Here is an 18763-nt window from a genome sequence, read left to right as displayed (position 1 = left end):
GGGAGTCACTAGGGGGTCACCTCCGAGGGACCAGGTCTCGATGCGCCTCAATCGCGCGAAGAGCCCGTCGGTCGAGTAGCACGCGAGCGCCAGCGAGCGGCGTATCGAGACCCGCCCCGAAGGGCAGGTCTCGATACGCCTCGCTCGTTCCTCGCTCGGCTGCTCGACCGACGGTGAGGACCGTCAGTCGGAGAGGCGCTCGCCCGACTCGGTGTCGAAGACGTGCACGTGCTCGGGGTCGGTGGTGACGTGGAGCGTCTCGCCCTTCTGCGGGTGGTGGCGCCCGGAGACGCGCACGATCACGTTGGAGGGCGTGCCCTCCACGTCGCAGGTGCCGTAGACGAAGCTGTCCGCGCCGAGCTCCTCGACCACGGTGACGGTGACGGGCAGGCCACCCTCCTCCGCGCTGACGAGGCGCCAGTTCTCGGGGCGCACGCCGACCGTGACGTTGCCCTTCATCTTCTTCTCGGCGGTCGGGTCGACCGGCACGGCGTACTTGCCGAGACGCACGACGCCGTTCTCGTCGGCCACGCCCTCCAGCAGGTTCATCTGCGGCGAGCCGATGAAGCCCGCGACGAAGAGGTTGGCGGGCTTGTCGTAGAGCTTGAGCGGGGTGTCGACCTGCTGGAGGACGCCCAGCTTCATGACGGCCACGCGGTCGCCCATCGTCATCGCCTCGACCTGGTCGTGCGTGACGTAGACCGTCGTGACGCCGAGGTCCTGCTGGAGGCGGGCGATGTCGGTGCGGGTCGCGACGCGCATCTTCGCGTCCAGGTTGGACAGCGGCTCGTCCATGCAGAACACCTGCGGGTTGCGCACGATCGCACGGCCCATCGCCACGCGCTGGCGCTGGCCGCCGGACAGCGCCTTGGGCTTGCGCTGGAGGTACTCGGTGAGCTGGAGGATCTCGGCCGCCTTCGCGACCCGCTCCTTGCGCTCCGCGGCCGGCACCTTGGCCATCTTCAGCGAGAACGCCATGTTCTCCTCGACCGACATGTGCGGGTAGAGCGCGTAGTTCTGGAAGACCATCGCGATGTCGCGGTCCTTCGGCGGGACGTTGGTGACCTCGCGGTCGCCGATGAAGATCTTCCCGTCGTTGACCTCCTCCAGCCCCGCGAGCATGCGCAGGGTGGTGGACTTGCCGCAGCCCGAGGGACCGACGAGCACCATGAACTCGCCGTCCTTGATCTCGAGGTCGATGCCGGGCACTGCTGGTGCGTCGGCCCCGGGATACCACCGCTGGGCCTTCTCGAACGTCACTGATGCCATGACTCGTTCACTCCTTCACCGGCAGGAACGTGCCGGACGATCCGTAGTGGAAGGGACGTGCGGACGCCCGTGAGCGGCGTCACACCCGGCGCACACTACCCCTCCCACGCCGATCGCGCTGTTACGCAACCGTGACCTAGACCAGCGTTGACGAAAGACCGTTGCAAACGTTTTCATCTTTGCGTGACGCCGGTCACTTCCCACCACCGGCCCAGCACCGGCGGATCGTGGAGACGGGGCACCCCTCCTGCCATGGCCGCACCCCAACGAGAGGTAAAACGTCGAATGAAGAACCAACGGACCCGCAAGGGACTGGCCGCCGTCGCGGTGGTCGCCGTCTCGACCCTCGGCCTGGCGGCCTGCGCCAGCGACGACGGCGGCGGCAGCAACGAGGTCAGCGGCGACGCGCCGGGCAAGGGCAAGCCGGAGTGCGCCCAGCTCGAGCAGTTCGGTGACCTGACGGGCAAGACCGTCTCGATCTACACCTCCATCCTGCCGCCCGAGCAGCAGGCCCAGGAGGACTCCTACAAGGTCTTCACCGACTGCACCGGCGCCAAGGTCGACTACGAGGGCTCCGACCAGTTCGAGACCCAGCTCGTCGTCCGCGTGAAGGCCGGCAACGCCCCCGACATCGCCTACATCCCGCAGCCGGGCCTGCTCAAGACCCTGGTCAGCTCGGGCAAGGTCGTCGAGGCGCCCCAGCCGGTCGCCGACAACGTCGACGAGTTCTTCGGCGAGGACTGGAAGTCCTACGGCACGGTCGACGGCACGTTCTACGCCGCCCCGCTCGGCGCCAGCGTGAAGTCGTTCGTCTGGTACTCCCCCAAGATGTTCTCCGACAACGGCTGGGAGGTCCCGCAGACCTGGGACGACATGCTCGCGCTGTCGGACGACATGGCCGCCAAGGGCATCAAGCCGTGGTGCGCCGGCATCGAGTCCGGTGAGGCGACCGGCTGGGTCGCCACCGACTGGCTCGAGGACGCGGTCCTGCGTGACGCCGGTCCCGACGTCTACGACCAGTGGGTCAACCACGAGATCGCCTTCGACGACCCCGCCATCGTCGACTCCCTGGACCGCGTCGGCGGCATCCTGAAGAACGACAAGTACGTCAACGGCGGCTTCGGCGACGTGAAGTCGATCGCCACCACGGCCTTCCAGGACGGCGGCCTGCCGATCCTCAAGGGCGAGTGCGGCATGCACCGCCAGGCGTCGTTCTACGCGGCGCAGTGGCCCGAGGGCACGAAGGTCACCGAGGACGGCGACGTGTTCGCCTTCTACCTGCCCACGACCAACGAGGACAACGGCAAGCCCGTCCTCGGCGGTGGTGAGTTCGTCGCCGCGTTCGACGACCGTCCCGAGGTCCAGGCGTTCCAGACCTACCTGTCCTCGGACGTGTGGGCCAACGAGAAGGCCAAGGCCACGCCCGGTGGCGGTTGGGTCAGCGCCAACACCGGTCTCGACATCAACAACCTGACGAGCCCGATCGACAAGCTGTCGGCCGAGACGTTCCAGGACCCCGAGGCCGTCTTCCGCTTCGACGGTTCCGACCAGATGCCCAGCGCCGTCGGCGCCGGCTCGTTCTGGAAGGAGATGACCGCCTGGATCACCGGCGAGTCGTCGTCGGACGCCCTCAAGAACATCGAGGAGTCCTGGCCCGCGTCGTGACGTGAGGAGGGTGGTCGGGTCGGGGTCATCCCCGGCCCGGCCGGCCTCGTCGTCCCGTCCGTGCGGAACCTGACCCGACCCGCGATCCGACCCGAGGGAGAGAGCACCACGTGACCACCTCCGAGAAGTTCTTCCACATGGCCATCGCCGTGCTGCTCTTCTACGGCGTGATGGCAGCGATCCTGCTGCTGACCCAGCGCCTGCGCTCCAGACAGGGTGAGCGCGTCCAGGCGGCCGCGTTCCTCGGGCCGTCGCTGCTGCTGATCGGCATCGGCCTGCTCTACCCGGCCGGCGTCACCATCTACCAGTCGTTCTTCGGGGCGGCGACCTTCGACCCGCCGTTCGTCGGGCTCGACAACTACTCCGCGCTGTTCACCAACTCCCAGCAGCTGACCGTGCTGCGCAACACGCTCTTCTGGGTGCTGCTCACCCCCACGATCTCCACCATCATCGGACTGGTCTACGCCGTCCTGGTCGACCGGGCGTCGTTCGAGAAGTTCGCCAAGGCGCTGCTGTTCCTGCCGATGGCCATCTCGATGGTGGGCGCCTCGATCATCTGGAAGTTCGTCTACGACTACAAGGCCGGCGACAGCACCCAGATCGGCCTGCTCAACCAGATCCTCAAGTCGATCGGCCTCGACACCTACAACTTCCTGCTCGAGCCCCCGTGGAACACGTTCTTCCTGATCATCATCCTGATCTGGATCCAGGCCGGGTTCGCCATGACGATCCTCTCGGCGTCGATCAAGGGCATCCCCGAGGAGATGACCGAGGCCGCCCGTCTCGACGGCGTCGGCGCGTGGCAGATGTTCCGCCACATCACGGTGCCGAGCATCCGTCCCTCGCTGATCGTCGTGCTGACGACGATCACGATCGCGACGCTCAAGGTCTTCGACATCGTCCAGACCGCCACCGGCGGCAACTTCGACACCAGCGTGCTGGCCTACGAGTTCTACCGACAGAACTTCGTGGCCGGCAACCAGGGCCTGTCCGCGACGATCGCGGTGGTCATCTTCATCCTGGTGATCCCGATCGTGATCTACAACATCCGTCAGATGCGCAAGCTGGAGGCCCGATGAGCACGAGCACGCCGACCGCGGCAACGGTCCCGGTCGAGACCGCACCCGCGGTCCCCGCCTCCACCGCTGCGAAGAAGGGCCTCACCAACAGGTGGGCCTCCGCCGTCGCACTCATCGTCGCGATCGTGTGGACGATCCCCACCTTCGGCCTGCTGGTCTCGTCGTTCCGCCCGGAGGCGGACGTGAAGACCAACGGCTGGTGGAACTTCTTCACCGACCCCTCGCTCACCCTGCAGAACTACCGCGACGTCCTCAGCGGCGGATCCACCGGCGAGTCCCTCACCACCAACCTGATCAACACCATCGTGATCACGGTGCCGGCCGTGCTGATCCCGATCAGCCTGGCCACGCTCGCGGCCTACGCCTTCGCGTGGATCGACTTCAAGGGCCGCGACACCCTGTTCGTGGCGGTCTTCGCGCTGCAGATCGTGCCGATCCAGGTCACCCTCGTCCCGCTGCTCCAGCTCTACGTCGACCCGCCCGGCAACCTGATGCCGCTCGCGGGCCGCGACGCGCCGGCCGGCGGCCTCTACGAGCTGTGGTTGTCGCACACGATCTTCGCGTTGCCGCTGGCGATCTTCCTGCTGCACAACTTCATGCGCGAGGTGCCGGGCGAGCTCATCGAGTCCGCGCGGGTGGACGGCGCCGGCCACGTCGCCATCTTCACCAAGATCATGCTGCCGCTGATGATGCCCGCGATCGCCGCCTTCGGGATCTTCCAGTTCCTGTGGGTCTGGAACGACCTCCTGGTCGCGCTGGTCTTCAGCAGCCCCGAGGTGTCGCCGATGACGGTCAAGCTCGTCAGCCTGGTGGGTCAGCGCGGCGAGGACTGGCAGCTGCTGGCCTCGGGCGCGTTCGTCTCGCTCGCGATCCCGCTGGTCGTCTTCATCGCGCTGCAGCGCTACTTCGTGCGCGGCCTGCTCGCGGGCAGCGTCAAGGGGTGATCAGCCCGGCAGCGCGCGCACGGCCCCGTGCGGGCGCTGCCCGGTCGGCGAACCAGCGGTACGACGCCTTGGGCGTCCGCGTCAGGAGTGGAGAGGAGCGGTCGACGTGGACCAGACCGAAGGTCTTGTCGTAGCCCTCGGCCCACTCGAAGTTGTCCATCAGGGTCCAGGCGAAGTAGCCGCGGACGTCCGCCCCCGCGGCCCGCGCCCGGTCGACGGCGGCGAGGTGGCCCTCGAGGTAGTCGATGCGGTCCTGGTCGTCCACGACGCCGTCGACGACCTCGGTGTCGGTCATCGCCGCACCGTTCTCGGTCACGACCAGCGGGACGCCGACCCGTCGGTGGGTGTCGACCAGGAGCTCCTCGAGCCCTCGCGGCTCGACCTCCCAGCCGATGTCGGTGCGCGGCTCGCGCACCACCAGGTCGAGGTCGGGCACGCCCGGGTACGCACCCTGCTCGGGGTGCGGCTCCCCGTGGCCGGACGGCACGGCGGGCCGGATCGGCGTGTAGTAGTTGATGCCGAGCCAGTCGATCGAGCCCTGCATCGCCTCCAGGTCGCCCGGCCGGACCAGCTCGGGGTCGCCGAGCACCGGCGCGACGTCGAGCAGGCGGGCGTCGTACGCCCCGTCGACCAGCGGGTCGAGCCAGACGCGGTTGCGGATCGCGTCGACCCCGTCGGCGATCTCCTCGGCCTGCGGCGTCTCGGGCCACACCGGGGCGAGGTTGAGCACGATGCCCAGGTGCGTGTCGGGCAGGGCCTGACGGACCAGCGCGTGCCCGAGCAGCAGGTGGTGGGCGGCGCGGTGGCCCGCGGCGCCCTCACGTCGTCCGGGGGCGTGCACGCCTGCCGCGTAGCCCAGGTAGGCCGCGCACCACGGCTCGTTGTGCGTCGCCCACGACGACACCCGGTCGCCCAGCCGCTCGTGGACCACGCGCGCGTAGTCGACGAACGCCTCGGCCGTGCTGCGCGACACCCAGCCGCCCTCGTCCTCCAGCGCCTGCGGCAGGTCCCAGTGGTAGAGGGTCACGGCCGGCTCGACGTCCGCCTCGAGCAGGGCGTCGACCAGCCGCTCGTAGTAGTCCAGCCCGCGGGTCTCGACCTTCCCGCGACCGTCGGGCATGACCCGCGGCCACGCGATCGAGAAGCGGTAGGCGTCGACCCCGAGGCCGCGCACGAGCGCGAGGTCGTCGTCGAGACGGTGGTAGGAGTCGCAGGCGTGCGTGCCGTCGTCGCCGTTGCGGACCCGGCCCGGCTCGGCGCTGAAGGTGTCCCAGATGGAGATGCCGCGGCCGTCCTCGGTGGTGGCCCCCTCGATCTGGTACGACGCGCTGGCGACGCCGTACGCGAGGGGCTTGAGGTCGGCGGCGGCTGGGGTGCTGGTGGTCACCGACCCATCGTAGTGACGGGCGGAGAGGCGGTGAGCGCGTGAGCGACATCGTCCCGCAGCCCGGGCAGGTCAACATGGCCGACGTCGCGCGACGTGCCGGCGTCTCCATCGCCACGGTCTCCCGCGCGCTCCGCGACCTGCCGGGTGTCAGCCCGCTGACCCGCAGCCGCGTGCTGTCGGCCGTGGCCGAGCTCGACTACGTCGTGTCGCCCGCGGCGGCCTCGCTGCGCGGCGCGACCCGGAGCGTCGCGGTCGTGCTGCCACGCCTCGACAGCTGGTTCTCCGCGACCATGCTCGGCACGATCGAGTCGACGCTGCGCCAGGCCGACCTCGACGTGATCGTCTACCAGGTCGGGACGCAGGAGCAGCGGGCCGCCTTCTTCCGCGACCTCCCCGCGCGCCGCAAGGTCGACGCGGTCGTGCTCGTGACGCTGCCCATCCGGCCCGAGGAGGAGGAGCGCCTCGACGTGATGGGCGTGGAGGTCGTGGTGGCGGGCTCGCGGCTGCGCGACTTCCCCTCGGTGAGCGTCGACGACGTGGCCATCGGCATGGAGGCCGTGGCACACCTCGCCGGCCTCGGCCACACCCGGATCGCGATGATCCGCACGAGCGACACCGATGGCGCCAAGTGGGCCAGCGACCTCCACCGCCGCACCGGCTACCTCCAGGGACTCGAGCACCACGGCCTGCCCCACGACCCCGAGCTCGTCGTCACCGCGCCCTACGGCGTGGACGCGGGCGCCGTGGGCATGGAGCGCCTGCTGGCGCTGGCCGACCCGCCCACCGCGGTCTTCTGCTACAGCGACGACATCGCCGTCGCCGCGAGCGTCGCCGCGCGCCGCCACGGCCTGGCCGTGCCCGAGGACGTCTCGCTCGTCGGGGTCGACGGCAACGGCCTCGGCGCGCTCTTCGACATCACGACGATCGACCAGCACGTGCCGGACCAGGCCCGCGCGGCGGGCGCGATGGTGATCGACGCGCTGTCGGGGCGCTCCCCCGCGGACCCGTGGCTCACGCTGCCCACCCACCTGACGGTGCGTGGGTCGACGGCGGCGCCGCGGACGGTCGCCGGCACGGCCCGCCGACGTCAGTAGGAGCCGAGGAACTTCTTCGGGGTGCCCGGCGCGGGCTGCCGCTGGACGTTGACCGATCCCATGAGGGCCATCCCCCGCACCCGCACGGTCGGCGAGCCGGGACCTACCTCGGCCGGCGTCTTGTCCTTCTGCTGGGTGAACTCGCCCATGATGGGCGTCCCGTCGACGACGACGTGCATGTCGGCCGGGACGATGATCTTGACCTCGCCCATGATCGAGCTGGCGTTGATGTGCGTCTCGCGCGCCGACAGCTGCGCCTGGCGCAGGTCGATGACGACCGATCCCATCAGCGCGAACGCACTGTGGTTCTCCGGCACCGACCAGACGCCCTGGCGCTTGACCTCGCCCATGATCGCCGTCGACGAGGCGTGGCCGACCGCCGGCAGCCCGGACGACGTACGACGCACGGGTGCCGCGGCGGGCGGGGTCACCGGGCCGGTCGACTGCAGGTCGAGCGTGATCGGGACCAGGTCGCCGTAGGTCTTCGCGGCGAAGGTCAGGTCGAGGCGCTCGTCGAGCTCGTCGAGGTCGAGGCGTCCCTCACCGGCGGCTTCGCGCAGCACCTCGGCGACGCGCTGCCGGTCGGCGTCGGACACGCGCATCAGCGACGGGTCGTGCGGGCGGTTCTCGATCTCCCCCATGGCGCCAGCCTAGCGAGTCCGCACGCGGTGTCCCGTGACGTTCGTCAGGCCGCAGCGGCCGTGAGGACACGGGACACGGCGAGTGCCGCCTGGCGCCCCGCACGCGAGGCTCCGATCGTGCTCGCCGACGGGCCGTACCCCACGAGCTGGACGCGGGGGTCGACCACCGAGGTGGTCGCGCCCTGCACGTTGCCGGGCACCGGGACGAGCGCGATGCCGCCCTCGGGCGTGCGGAGGCCCAGCGGGGCGAGGTGGTCGACAGCCGGCCGGAAGCCGGTCGCCCAGAGGATCACGTCCACGGGCTCGAAGCGCCCGTCCGCCCACCGCACCCCCCGGGGCTCGATCCGCTCGAAGATCGGCTGCCGGTCGTACGCTCCGAGACGGGCCGCCTCCTGCTCCTGCGGCCGCAGCGCGAGCCCGGTGACGCTGACGACGCTGGCCGGCGGCAGGCCGCGTCGTACGCGCTCCTCGACGGCCGTCACCGCCGCGAGCCCGGCCTCGGCGTCGAAGTCGTCGCGCCAGACGGGCGGCCGCCTCGTCACCCACAGGGTCTCGGTGACCGGCGCGATCTCGCCGAGGAGCTGGACGGCGGACGCCCCTCCCCCGACGACGAGCACCCGCCTGCCCCGGAAGTGCTCGGCGCCCGGGAAGTCCGCCGTGTGCAGCTGCTCGCCGGCGAACGAGGCGACGCCCGGGTAGTAGGGCACGAAGGGCCGCGTCCAGGTGCCGGTCGCGTTGACGAGCGTGCGCGTCCGCCAGGTGTGCCCACCGGCGTGCGCGACGAGCAGCTCCCCCTCGTCCTCGACCCGGCTGACCTTCACCGGCCGGAGCACGGGCAGGCCCTGCTCGCGCTCGTAGTCACCGAAGTAAGCCGGCACGACGAGGTTGGCGGGGCGCCGCGAGCGCGTGGGCGCCGACGAGCCGGGCAGGTCGGCCACGCCGTGGACGTCGTCCATGCTGAGCGAGGTCCAGCGGTGCTGCCAGGCGCCGCCCGGCTCGGGGTTCGCGTCGAGCACGACGTGGTCGACGCCCCGCTGGCGCAGGAAGTACGACGCCGCGAGGCCGGCCTGGCCGGCACCGATCACCAGCGAGTCCAGCGTCGGTCCGGTCGGTCGATGGGCGTCCACGCAAAGGGAACGCCAGCACCCTCGCGCCTATGCCCGTCCGCGTGGCAGCCTCGACGCATGGACACCTCCGCCTCCGCCAAGGCCACCGCGCTGCTCGAGCTCCACCACACCGGCACCACGCTGGTCCTCCCCAACGTCTGGGACGCCTGGTCGGCCCGCGCCGTCGCCGAGGCCGGCTTCGGGGCGCTGAGCATCGGCAGCCACCCGCTCGCCGACTCGCGCGGCCAGGGCGACAACGAGGACATGTCGATCGACGACGCCCTCGACGGCATCCGCCGCATCTGCTCGGCCGTGCCCGACGTGCCCGTGACCGCCGACATGGAGTCCGGCTACGGCGTCGCGCCCGCCGAGCTGGTCGAGCGGCTCCTCGAGGCGGGCGCCGTCGGCCTCAACATCGAGGACACGGTGCACTCCGAGGGCGGGCGCATGCGCTCGGTGGCCGAGCACGCCGACTACATCGGTAAGATCCGGCAGGCCGCCGACTCCGCCGGGGTGGACGTCGTGGTCAACGCCCGCACGGACGCCTACCTCAAGAAGGACCGATTCGACGACCCGACCGCCGAGGCGATCACGCGGCTGCGCGCGTGCGAGGAGGCCGGCGCCCGCTGCGTCTATCCGGTCGGCGCACCCGATGCCGACGCGCTCCAGCGCCTGCTCGACGCGCTCGCCGGTCCGGTCAACGTGATCGCCAACCCCCGGAAGGGATCCGCCGCCGGGTCGTTGGAGGACCTGCAGGCGATGGGCGTGCACCGGGTGACCTTCGGCCCGTTGCTCCAGAAGGAGCTCGCACCCGACCTCGCCGCGCTCGTTGCCCCCTGGAAGTAAGGGCTCGGTTCGACCCCTGCGGGGCGTGGGCGGCGCTACGCTGCCGCCACGACGGGCGACCCCGTCGTCCGAGGCCCCGGCTGGGCCGACCTGCGGGGGTCCCACGTGTTGCGGTTGCTGCTGTTCCTCGTCCCTGTCGTGCTGTGCGTCTTCTGCGTCGTCCAGGCCATCACGAGCCGGGACGACGAGATCCGCAACCTCCCCAAGCTGTGGTGGATCGTGCTGATCCTCTTCTTCCCGTTCGTCGGGTCGGTCGCCTGGCTCGTCGCCGGGCGACCGCTCACGACGCCGCGGCGTCTCGGCCCCCACGAGCGCAGCGCCAGCGCGTTCCCGGAGTACGACCGTCCCGGCCGGTTCGCGGCCGCGGACCCCGAGGCCGACGAGGAGTTCCTCCGCAAGGTGCGCGAGCGTGCCGAGGAGCAGCGCAGGAAGTACCGCGAGCAGAAGCAGCGCGAGGCCGGCGGGACCGACCCGGCTCCCGGGGAGCCGACTTCCTGAGAGCGGCTCGTCGGCGGCCGGTCAGCCGGCGACGACGAGGACGGGCGACGGCTCGACCTCGAGGCGTACGGCGTCGCCCGGCTGCAGCCGCAGGGCGTCCGAGCTGGCGAGCTGGGCGACCACGTCGGTGCCGTCGACGAGCTGGCAGGTGACCCGGGACAGCGGTCCGAGGAACATCACCGCCGTCACCGTCGCGCCGCCGTCGGCGTCGGCCACCACGGAGATGGCCTCGGGGCGGACCAGTGCGTAGCCGCTCGTGGAGCCGTCGAGGGCGGGCACGTCACGGCCCAGCACGGACGCCGTACCGCCCTGCACGGTGGCCGGGAGCCGGTTGCTGAGGCCCACGAACTCACCGACGAACTTGGTCGCCGGGGCGGAGTAGAGCTCGGCGGGCGGGGCGAGCTGCTCCAGCCGGCCGGCGTTCATCACGCCCACCCGGTCGGCGACCGCGAGCGCCTCCTCCTGGTCGTGCGTGACGAAGAGCGTCGTCGTACCGACCTCGAGCTGGACCCGGCGGATCTCGTCGCGCAGCTGCACGCGGACCTTCGCGTCGAGCGCCGACAGCGGCTCGTCGAGCAGGAGCACCGACGGCTCGATCGCGAGCGCGCGGGCCAGGGCGACGCGCTGCTGCTGGCCGCCGGAGAGCTGGTGGGCGTAGCGGTCGGCGTGCTGGCCGAGCCCGACGAGGTCGAGCATGTCGCCGGCGCGGGCGCGTCGTGACGAGCCGTCCTTGCCGCGCAGCTTGAGGCCGAAGGCCACGTTGTCGATGACCGTCATGTGAGGGAAGAGGCTGTAGGCCTGGAAGACCATCCCCATGTCGCGCTTGTTGGCCGGCACCCTGGTGAGGTCCTTGCCGCCGACCGACACCGACCCGGACGTGGGCTGGTCGAGGCCGGCGAGGATGCGGAGCGCCGTGGTCTTGCCGCAGCCGGACGGACCGAGGAGGGCGACGAGCTCGCCCGGCGCCAGGTGGAGGGTGAGGCCGTCGAGCGCCTTGACCGCGCCGTAGACCCGCGTGAGGTCGGACAGCTCGACGGCGAGACCGCGCTCCGTGCCGGGACGGGTGGACACGTCGGTCATGAGGAGGCTCCTTGCTTGTGCCGGTCACGGCTGAGGAAGGTGAGGCCGACGAGCAGCACGGCGACCAGGATCATCGAGGCGAGCGCGGCGGCCATCGCGGCCGGCCCGTTGCTCTTGTAGAGCGCCGCCATCGCCACCGGCAGGGTGTCGAAGTGCAGCAGGGACGCGAAGACGTACTCACCGAGCACGAGCGCCACCGAGATGAACGCCGCGCCCAGGATGCCCCCGGTGATGTTGGGCATGATGATCCGCACGATCACCGTGAACCAGCTCGCGCCCAGCGAGCGGGCCGCCTCCGAGAGCGTCGCCGCGTCGATGGCCGCCAGCGAGGCGTCGATCGCACGGTAGGAGTAGGGCAGGACCAGCACGACGTAGGCGAAGGTCAGGACGAGCGCGCTGTCACCGAGCAGGTAGGTCACCCACGAGTAGACGTTGGTGATGCCGACGACGATCACCAGCGCCGGGATGGTGAGCGGCAGCAGGCAGAGGAACTCGATGAGCGGGCGGGCACGCGGCACGCGCAGCCGGACCCACACCATCGTCGGGACGAGCAGGACCACCATCAGCACGACGGTCAGCACCGCCAGCAGCAGCGAGGCGACGATCGAGGACCGCAGGTCCTCGTCGGTGACCATGAAGGCCCAGTTGTCCCAGGTGCGCCCCTCGGCGCTGCCGCGACGCTGGGTCGAGAAGTCGAACATCGCCAGCAGCGGGACGAAGAAGTAGGCCGCGAAGACCAGCAGGCCGATGGCGCGGAAGGCGCGGAACCCCGGGGTGAGCCTCACCGCATCCACCTCGCCGTGCGTCGCAGCAGGACGTTGTAGGCGACCATCACGAGGGTCACGACGACGATCATCTCCAGCGCCAGCGCGAACCCGACGTTGGCCTGGCCGAGCAGCACCTCGCTGGTGATGGCCTGGCGGATCATCAGCGGGACGATCGGCTGGCCCTGGCTGACCAGCACCGCGGCGGTGGCGTACGCCGCGAACGCGTTGGCGAACAGCAGCAGGAGCGCGCCGAGGAATGCGGGCGTCAGCAGCGGCAGCGCGACGTGGCGCCAGTAGTCCCAGGTGCTGGCGCCCAGGTTGACCGCGGCCTCGCGCCACTGCGGCCGGAGCCCCTCGAAGGCCGGGGCGAAGACGATCACCATGAGCGGGATCTGGAAGTAGCAGTAGACGACGACGAGGCCTGGGAGGCCGAAGAGCCAGCCCGAGCCGTAGATGTCGGCGCCGACGAGGTCGTTCATCGCCTTGGTGAGGACGCCCACCGGACCGATCGTGGCGATCCACGCGAACGCCAGCACCACGCCCCCGAACTGGGCGAGCACGCCGCTGACCGCGAGCGTGCCCCGTCGCATCAGGCTCTGCGGGGGCATGGAGACGATGAGGTAGGCGAGCAGGGCACCGAGCAGCGCGCCGATGACCGCGGTCGACGCCGAGAGGATCAGGGATCCCTTGAGCGCGGTCACGGCCGCCTCGCTCGTCAGCGCGTCGAGGTTGCCGAGGGTCAGGGCGCCGTTCTCGTCCTGGAACGCGCCGACCACGACCGTGAGGGTCGGGGCGACGAGGAAGACCAGGACGAAGAGGAGGAACGGGAGGAGAGGGAGGGCCGGGCCGACGGCGAACCGTCGGCGCCCCCCACCCGGGCCCCCGGGGGGGGGGGGGGGGGCGGGGCCCGCCGCCCCCCCCCCCCCCCCCCCCCCCCCCCCCCCTCCACTCGCGGTGGTCGTGCTCAGCGGATGGCCTTGGACCAGTTGGCCGCGAGGTACTCGCCGGCCTTGGTGGTCTGGTCGTCCGTCGGGATGACCGGGTCCCCGGTGACCGCGGGCAGCGCGCTCCACAGGTCCTCGTCGATCGTGCCGGCGGCCTCCATCGCGTCGCCGCGGACGGGGCGGGCGCCGCCCTTCAGCCAGAGGTTCTGGCCCTCGTCGCTGTAGAGGAACTCCTGCCAGAGGCGCGCCGCGGCCGGGTGCGGCGCGTCGGCGTTGATCGCCTGGAAGTAGTAGCCCGCGACCACGGCCTCCTCCGGGACGACGGTCTTCCACGTGTCGACGTTGGCCGCTGCGGCCGCACCGAGGTAGTCCCAGTCGATGACGACGGGCGTGGTGCCCTGCTCGATCGTGGTCGAGTCGGGGTCGACGGTGAGGAAGTTGCCGGCCTTCTTGAGCTGGCTGAAGAAGTCGACGCCGGGGGCGATGTCGTCGGCCGAGCCGCCGTTGGCAATGGCCGCCATCATCACGCCGCTGAACGCGGCGCCGGCCTGGGTCGGGTCGCCGTTGAGCGCGACCTTGCCCTTGAACTCCGGCTTGAGGAGGTCCTTCACCGACGTCACGTCGGGGACCACCGAGGAGTCGTAGCCGATGGCCATGTAGCCGCCGTAGTCGTTGACCCAGGTGCCGTCGGCGTCCTTGAACTGGTCGGGGATGTCGTCCCAGGTCTCGACCTGGTAGGGAGCGAACATGTCGGTGTTGGCGAGCGCGACCGACTGGCCGAGGTCGAAGACGTCGGGCGCACGGTCGGTGCCGGCGAGGTCGTTGGCGGCGTTGATCTCGTCCTGCGAGGCCGCGTCGGGCTGGTCGGAGTTGACCTTGATGTCGTACTTGTCCTCGAACGTCGAGATGATCTCGCCGTAGTTGGCCCAGTCCGGCGGCAGCGCGATGACGTTGAGCTCGCCCTCGTCCTGAGCGGCCTTGACCAGGTCGTCCATGCTGCCGAAGTCGTCGGCGGAGGTGGCCTTGGCGGCGTCGACACCGCTCTCGGTCGTCGTGTCCGCCTCCTTCTCCGGAGCGGCGCAGCCGGCCGCGGCGATCATGGTCGCCATCACGGCGAGGGAAGCGAACGTCTTGCGGGTCTTCACAGGGGTCCTCCAAAGGGCTCGACCGAGATCTGGGACGAAGTGCAAGGCGGAGCCTCTCGGGTCCCGTCGGATCGGAGGCTACTCCCGAATGACGCGCGCGCGGCGTAACGATGAACCAACGGTTTGGGCAAGAAATACCGGGCACCTGGCGCTGCGTAGACTCATCGGACGTGACGACCGCTGCTGCAGGACCCGAGTTCCTCTACTCCGACCTCCTTCCCACCGCCGGTTCCAACGGTGAGCCGGAGACGCCGTACCGCCTCGTCACCACCGAGGGCGTGTCCACCGTCGAGGTGGAGGGCCGCACCTTCCTGAAGGTCGAGCCCGAGGCGATCCGGCGGCTGACCGAGGAGGCGATGCACGACATCAGCCACTACCTGCGCCCCGGTCACCTCTCCCAGCTCCGCAGGATCATCGACGACCCCGAGGCGTCGGGCAACGACCGCTTCGTCGCCCTCGACCTGCTCAAGAACGTCAACATCTCCGCGGGCGGCGTGCTGCCGATGTGCCAGGACACCGGCACCGCGATCGTGATGGGCAAGAAGTCCGAGGGCGTGCTCACCGGCATCGACGACGGCGAGGCGATCAGCCGGGGCGTGTACGACGCCTACACCCGGCTCAACCTCCGCTACTCCCAGCTCGCGCCGCTGACGACGTTCGAGGAGAAGAACACCGGCACCAACCTGCCGGCCCAGATCGAGCTCTACTCCACGCCCGCCAAGGACGTGCCGGAGTACAAGTTCCTCTTCATGGCCAAGGGCGGCGGCTCGGCCAACAAGTCGTTCCTCTTCCAGGAGACCAAGGCCGTCCTCAACCCGACGCGGCTGATGGAGTTCCTCGACGAGAAGATCCGCTCGCTCGGCACCGCCGCGTGCCCGCCGTACCACCTCGCCGTGGTCATCGGCGGCACGAGCGCGGAGTTCGCGCTGAAGACCGCGAAGTACGCCTCCGCTCACTACCTCGACGACCTGCCGACGTCGGGCTCGATGTCCGCGCACGGCATCCGCGACACCGAGCTGGAGGAGAAGGTCTTCGAGCTCACCCAGTCGTTCGGCATCGGCGCGCAGTTCGGCGGGAAGTACTTCTGCCACGACGTCCGCGTCGTCCGCCTCCCCCGCCACGGCGCGTCATGCCCCGTCGCGATCGCGGTGTCCTGCTCGGCCGACCGACAGGCGCTGGGCAAGATCACGCCGGAGGGCGTCTTCCTCGAGCAGCTCGAGACCGACCCGGCCCAGTACATGCCCGATGCCGGCATGGCCCACGACATCGAGGGCGGCGCGGTCGTGCCGATCGACCTCAACCAGCCGATGTCCGACATCCTCGCCGAGCTCTCGAAGCACCCCGTGAAGACCCGGCTCTCGCTGACCGGCCCGCTGGTGGTGGCGCGCGACATCGCGCACGCCAAGATCAAGGAGCGCCTCGACGCCGGCGAGGACATGCCGTCGTACCTCAAGGACCACCCCGTCTACTACGCCGGACCTGCGAAGACCCCGTCCGGCATGGCCTCGGGATCCTTCGGCCCCACCACTGCGGGCCGGATGGACTCCTACGTCGAGCAGTTCCAGGCCGCGGGCGGCTCGATGGTCATGCTCGCCAAGGGCAACCGCTCCAAGCAGGTCACCGAGGCGTGCGCCGCCCACGGCGGCTTCTACCTCGGCTCGATCGGCGGTCCCGCCGCCCGCCTCGCGCAGGACTGCATCAAGTCCGTCGAGGTCGTCGAGTACGAAGAGCTCGGCATGGAAGCGGTCTGGAAGATCGAGGTCGAGGACTTCCCCGCCTTCATCGTCGTCGACGACAAGGGCAACGACTTCTTCACCGACCCCTCGGGCGCCGTCACGGTCCCGCTGAGCTCTCTCCTGGGGGCCGGCATCCGGGTCCGTTCCGCCGAGTAGCCCGCGTGACGTGTCACGATGCGGTCGTCCTGGCGGCCGCATCGTCACACGTCCTCGGGAGTGGGCAGCCCTGGGAGCGCAGCGCCTCCTCGATCTGGGCGAAGAAGTCGTCGGCAGCGACGCGGAGCCCCAGCAAGGGAAGCCGGAGGACGACCGACGAGTCGAGCGTCACGGCGTTGTGGCGGAGCGCGTCTGCCACCACGTTCGTCGCCCAGCCGTGGTGGATGCCATCGATCTCGACCACCACGCCCCACTGCTCCCAGCAGACGTCGAGGTAGTACGTGCCGTCCCTCCCGCGTCGGACCACCTGGCGAGAGGGTCTCGGCAACCCCCGCCGCCGACACTCGGCCGCGAACTCCGCCTCACTGACGGAGCGCACGCCGTCGAGCAGGTCGAGGACCGTCGCGTGGAGCAACGTACGACGCCTGTCGCGCCGTACTGACAACAGGGAGACGCCGATCCGCTCGGCCGTCGTCAGCCGTTGCTGGACCGGCATCGTCAGGAGCAGCGCAGCCTGCTTGTCCGACACGGCCCAGAGCGCGGCGCGCACGGCCGCGACGTCCGGACGCGTCCGTGGGATGCCGGAAGGCTGGACGGTGCGTGGGTCGTACCTCCTCGTCCGGACGACCTGGAGGCCCGGCGCGGAGCGGGCCCGCGAGTGCATCGGCACGCTCACCCTGGTGACGTCCCAGCTGAATCCGGTCATTCCCTCGGCGATGAGGGCGGACGCACCGTCCAGGTGTGCCGAGGGGCCGCCCTCGAGAACCGCGGCCCACATCATCGCGAGGCCGCTGAGCGGCCCAGTGGTCACGGCCACCACCTGCGTGTGGACTCGCTGCCACCGGCGGGCCGCCAGCTGCGCTCGTACCTGCGACCGCGTCACGCCGCAGGAGCGCAGCTGCCCCAGGCTGATCACCCCGCCCTGGGCGGTCGCCACCTCGGTGGCCACTGAGATCCGCTTCGCGCGCAGGGCAGGAGCGTCAAGACGTGGGGCGTCATCCATCCACGCACCGTCGCCCCTCGTGATGCGCCGCCGCCATCCTCTCGAGCGGATCTGTGGATCGTTCACACCACCCCTCTCAGGACGTGTTGCGATGCGGTCGCCAGAACGGCCGGATCGTCACACGTCCAGCGGGCAGACGCGGCAGGGGCGGTGGGTCAGGCGCTGAGGCGGTCGGCGAGGTCGGCGGCGGCCCGACCGGCGGTGTGGCCGAGCGGCTCGGCGCCCTCGACGCGGTGCTGGTGGGCGCCGCCGAGCAGGACCGGGGCGATGGGGGCGATGGCCTGGACGGCCTCGCGGACGGCCGGGAGGTCCTCGACCGTCGGCACACCGAGGACGACGGCGTCGGGGCGGACGGCGCGCACGGTGTCGATCCAGGCCTCGACCGGGAGGTCGGCGCCGAGGTAGGTGACCGCGACGCCGCGGCTGCGGAGCACCATCGAGAAGGCCATCACGCCGAGCTCGTGGCGCGACCCGCGCGCCAGGCCGACCATCGCGGTCGGCGCGTCACCGGCGGGGTGCGGGAGCTGGTAGAACTCCTGGGCCAGGCGACGCAGCACGGCGGCGCTGACGAAGTGCTCGCCGGCGATGCTGACCTCCCCGCGCTGCCAGGCCTCGCCGAGCCGCACGAGGGAGGGCATCAGCCACTCGTCGACGACGACCGCGAGGTCGTCCTGGGCGAACGCCTTGTCGATCAGGCTCTCCAGCCGTACGACGTCGAAGTCCCGCGCGCACGCCACGAGCTCGTCGAGGTGCGACAGCGGCGAGCCCTCCTCGGTGTCGACCGTGATCGATACGGCGGCCGTCGGCTCCTCGAGCACCTTCTTCGCCGCGATCCGTGGGGCCCACCCGGCATCGACCAGGTCGCGCATCACTGACAGGCGGCGGACCGCCTCGTCGTCGTAGAGCCGGTAGTTGCCCTCGGAGCGCACCGGCTCGACGACGCCGTAGCGCTGCTCCCACTTGCGCAGCGTCTCGCGGGGGATGCCTGTGAGCTGTGCGGTGCGGCCGGCGGTGTACACACCCGAGAGGGTAGCACCAGAGTGGACAAACCATGGACAAGCGCCTACGTTCCTCTTGTCCACAACAGTGGACAGACTGTGGACAGCAAGCCGGGAGGGCCCGTGAGCGAGATGTACGACGTGGAAGACCCGGGTCCGGGCATGTGGCTGCAGGTGGTGGGGATCTCGGCCATCGTCGCCGCCGCACTGGCGACCGTCCTGTTCACGACACCGACCATGCCCGAGCCGCCCTCGACCGACAGCACGTGCCAGCTGGACCTGGTCCGTCAGCAGTGGACGGGCAGCTCCTGCGAGGACGTCGAGGCGGAGTCCGCCGGTCTCACCACGCGCTGAGCGCGGCTCAGCGGACCCGGGCCTCGAGCACCCGACCGTCGGCGGCGTGCC

General features: G+C 70.7%; 18 protein-coding genes. 8 read left to right on the top strand and 10 right to left on the bottom strand.

Annotated elements, in window-relative coordinates:
* Positions 1-183: 183 nt before the first annotated feature.
* The gene (locus L2K70_RS03360) at positions 184-1269 is read right to left on the bottom strand and encodes an ABC transporter ATP-binding protein (RefSeq protein ID WP_236398977.1); all 1086 of its coding nucleotides are present in this window, start codon (positions 1267-1269) and stop codon (positions 184-186) included.
* Positions 1270-1554: 285 nt separating this feature from the next.
* On the opposite strand from L2K70_RS03360, the gene L2K70_RS03355 reads away from it, so the two are divergent.
* From L2K70_RS03355 to L2K70_RS03345, 3 genes are all read left to right on the top strand, one after another.
* Positions 1555-2934: an ABC transporter substrate-binding protein gene (locus tag L2K70_RS03355; RefSeq protein WP_236398974.1), complete on the top strand. Its 1380-nt coding sequence runs from the start codon at positions 1555-1557 to the stop codon at positions 2932-2934.
* A 110-nt stretch (positions 2935-3044) separates the two neighbouring features.
* Positions 3045-4013 (top strand): carbohydrate ABC transporter permease, encoded by a 969-nt coding sequence (locus L2K70_RS03350; RefSeq protein ID WP_236398971.1) that lies wholly within the window; start codon positions 3045-3047, stop codon positions 4011-4013.
* Positions 4010-4957 carry a carbohydrate ABC transporter permease gene (locus tag L2K70_RS03345; protein WP_236398968.1) on the top strand — a complete coding sequence of 316 codons (948 nt, stop codon included), beginning with the start codon at positions 4010-4012 and terminating at the stop codon, positions 4955-4957. The genes L2K70_RS03350 and L2K70_RS03345 overlap by 4 nt, the downstream gene beginning before the upstream one ends.
* On the opposite strand, the gene L2K70_RS03340 is transcribed toward L2K70_RS03345, so the two are convergent.
* Positions 4947-6344, bottom strand: coding sequence for a GH1 family beta-glucosidase (locus tag L2K70_RS03340; RefSeq protein ID WP_236398965.1), 1398 nt, complete (start codon positions 6342-6344; stop codon positions 4947-4949). The two genes, L2K70_RS03345 and L2K70_RS03340, sit on opposite strands and share 11 nt — an antisense overlap.
* A gap of 38 nt (positions 6345-6382) precedes the next feature.
* Here L2K70_RS03340 and L2K70_RS03335 point away from each other — a divergent pair, with 38 nt between their 5' ends.
* On the top strand, positions 6383-7438 hold the full coding sequence (locus L2K70_RS03335) for a LacI family DNA-binding transcriptional regulator (protein WP_236398962.1): 1056 nt from the start codon (positions 6383-6385) through the stop codon (positions 7436-7438).
* Here L2K70_RS03335 and L2K70_RS03330 read toward each other — a convergent pair.
* Complete coding sequence (locus L2K70_RS03330) at positions 7432-8079, bottom strand: DUF1707 SHOCT-like domain-containing protein (protein ID WP_236398958.1); 648 nt, start codon at positions 8077-8079, stop codon at positions 7432-7434. The two genes, L2K70_RS03335 and L2K70_RS03330, sit on opposite strands and share 7 nt — an antisense overlap.
* 44 nt (positions 8080-8123) lie before the next feature.
* Positions 8124-9206 (bottom strand): NAD(P)-binding domain-containing protein, encoded by a 1083-nt coding sequence (locus L2K70_RS03325; protein WP_236398955.1) that lies wholly within the window; start codon positions 9204-9206, stop codon positions 8124-8126.
* Between the two features lie 57 nt (positions 9207-9263).
* On the opposite strand from L2K70_RS03325, the gene L2K70_RS03320 reads away from it, so the two are divergent.
* Positions 9264-10031: an isocitrate lyase/PEP mutase family protein gene (locus tag L2K70_RS03320; protein WP_236398952.1), complete on the top strand. Its 768-nt coding sequence runs from the start codon at positions 9264-9266 to the stop codon at positions 10029-10031.
* Positions 10032-10136: 105 nt separating this feature from the next.
* Positions 10137-10529 (top strand): PLD nuclease N-terminal domain-containing protein, encoded by a 393-nt coding sequence (locus L2K70_RS03315; RefSeq protein WP_236398949.1) that lies wholly within the window; start codon positions 10137-10139, stop codon positions 10527-10529.
* A 21-nt stretch (positions 10530-10550) separates the two neighbouring features.
* Here the strand turns inward: L2K70_RS03315 and L2K70_RS03310 are convergent, their stop codons facing one another.
* The 4 genes from L2K70_RS03310 to L2K70_RS03295 all read right to left on the bottom strand — a co-directional run bounded on the left by L2K70_RS03310 (position 10551) and on the right by L2K70_RS03295 (position 14465).
* On the bottom strand, positions 10551-11609 hold the full coding sequence (locus L2K70_RS03310; RefSeq protein ID WP_236398946.1) for an ABC transporter ATP-binding protein: 1059 nt from the start codon (positions 11607-11609) through the stop codon (positions 10551-10553).
* Entirely contained in the window at positions 11606-12394 is a 789-nt protein-coding gene (locus L2K70_RS03305; RefSeq protein ID WP_236398943.1) for an ABC transporter permease, read from the bottom strand. The genes L2K70_RS03310 and L2K70_RS03305 overlap by 4 nt, the downstream gene beginning before the upstream one ends.
* Positions 12391-13152: an ABC transporter permease gene (locus L2K70_RS21520; RefSeq protein WP_236398941.1), complete on the bottom strand. Its 762-nt coding sequence runs from the start codon at positions 13150-13152 to the stop codon at positions 12391-12393. Before L2K70_RS21520 ends, L2K70_RS03305 begins: the two co-directional genes overlap by 4 nt.
* A 188-nt stretch (positions 13153-13340) precedes the next feature.
* Positions 13341-14465 (bottom strand): ABC transporter substrate-binding protein, encoded by a 1125-nt coding sequence (locus L2K70_RS03295; RefSeq protein ID WP_236398938.1) that lies wholly within the window; start codon positions 14463-14465, stop codon positions 13341-13343.
* A 170-nt stretch (positions 14466-14635) separates the two neighbouring features.
* Between L2K70_RS03295 and L2K70_RS03290 the strand changes: the two genes are divergently transcribed.
* Positions 14636-16357 (top strand): fumarate hydratase, encoded by a 1722-nt coding sequence (locus tag L2K70_RS03290; RefSeq protein WP_236398935.1) that lies wholly within the window; start codon positions 14636-14638, stop codon positions 16355-16357.
* A gap of 13 nt (positions 16358-16370) precedes the next feature.
* On the opposite strand, the gene L2K70_RS03285 is transcribed toward L2K70_RS03290, so the two are convergent.
* Together L2K70_RS03285 and L2K70_RS03280 are read right to left on the bottom strand one after the other, a co-directional pair.
* Positions 16371-17360 carry a putative endonuclease domain-containing protein gene (locus L2K70_RS03285; RefSeq protein ID WP_236398932.1) on the bottom strand — a complete coding sequence of 330 codons (990 nt, stop codon included), beginning with the start codon at positions 17358-17360 and terminating at the stop codon, positions 16371-16373.
* 155 nt (positions 17361-17515) lie between these two features.
* A complete protein-coding gene (locus L2K70_RS03280) occupies positions 17516-18379 on the bottom strand; it encodes a MerR family transcriptional regulator (protein ID WP_236398928.1) in 864 nt (287 codons plus the stop codon).
* Between the two features lie 102 nt (positions 18380-18481).
* On the opposite strand from L2K70_RS03280, the gene L2K70_RS03275 reads away from it, so the two are divergent.
* On the top strand, positions 18482-18712 hold the full coding sequence (locus L2K70_RS03275) for a hypothetical protein (protein ID WP_236398925.1): 231 nt from the start codon (positions 18482-18484) through the stop codon (positions 18710-18712).
* Positions 18713-18763 lie beyond the last annotated feature (51 nt).

This window comes from Nocardioides potassii, from assembly GCF_021648885.1.
GTDB lineage: Bacteria > Actinomycetota > Actinomycetes > Propionibacteriales > Nocardioidaceae > Nocardioides > Nocardioides potassii.
This window is presented reverse-complemented; position numbering and strand designations above follow the sequence as displayed.

Bases quoted from the DNA above. Each gene is read 5' to 3' on its own strand.
- L2K70_RS03310 (WP_236398946.1), bottom strand. From the start codon at position 11,609: ATGACCGACGTGTCCACCCGTCCCGGCACGGAGCGCGGTCTCGCCGTC.
- L2K70_RS03320 (WP_236398952.1), top strand. From the start codon at position 9,264: ATGGACACCTCCGCCTCCGCCAAGGCCACCGCGCTGCTCGAGCTCCAC.
- L2K70_RS03355 (WP_236398974.1), top strand. From the start codon at position 1,555: ATGAAGAACCAACGGACCCGCAAGGGACTGGCCGCCGTCGCGGTGGTC.
- L2K70_RS03360 (WP_236398977.1), bottom strand. From the start codon at position 1,269: ATGGCATCAGTGACGTTCGAGAAGGCCCAGCGGTGGTATCCCGGGGCC.
- L2K70_RS03330 (WP_236398958.1), bottom strand. From the start codon at position 8,079: ATGGGGGAGATCGAGAACCGCCCGCACGACCCGTCGCTGATGCGCGTG.
- L2K70_RS03285 (WP_236398932.1), bottom strand. From the start codon at position 17,360: ATGGATGACGCCCCACGTCTTGACGCTCCTGCCCTGCGCGCGAAGCGG.
- L2K70_RS03345 (WP_236398968.1), top strand. From the start codon at position 4,010: ATGAGCACGAGCACGCCGACCGCGGCAACGGTCCCGGTCGAGACCGCA.